Below are 455 nucleotides of genomic sequence, written 5' to 3'. Positions count from 1 at the left end.
TACTGGGCGTCCTGGGTGTTATGATCGATGAAGATATCGGGCAGGGTCATGGGGCGGAAGCGGACATGATCCAGCAGGCCCGTATTGGCCAGATGCTGGCCGACCTGCGCGCCAAACCCGCCAACAGAGCCTTCTTCCAGCGTGATCAGCACTGCATGGTTGCGGGCCAGATTTTCCACCAGAGCGGTATCAATCGGCTTGGCAAAGCGGGCATCGGCCACGGTCGGGGGCAGGCCCTGCGCCGTGAGCAGATCGGCGGCTTTCAGGGCTTCCTTCAGCCGTGGGCCGAGCGAGAGGATGGCAATACCCCCTTTCTCGCCCCCGGCCTGACGGCCCATCTCCCGGATAATCCGGCCCTTGCCGATTTCCAGAACCTGACCTTCTGCCGGCAGCTCCAGACCCAGCCCCCCGCCACGCGGGTAGCGCAGGGCAATCGGGCCTTCATCAAACTCGGC

At 64.2% G+C, this 455-nt stretch carries 1 protein-coding gene; it reads right to left on the bottom strand.

Translation table 11 applies throughout. The annotated features are described in order from the left end of the window. The coding region (locus tag HK23_RS14015; RefSeq protein WP_306300699.1) for a transketolase C-terminal domain-containing protein at window positions 1-455 on the bottom strand (455 nt) is incomplete at both ends.

This window comes from Acetobacter malorum (assembly GCF_002153605.1).
Classification (GTDB): Bacteria; Pseudomonadota; Alphaproteobacteria; order Acetobacterales; family Acetobacteraceae; genus Acetobacter; species Acetobacter malorum_A.
This window is presented reverse-complemented; position numbering and strand designations above follow the sequence as displayed.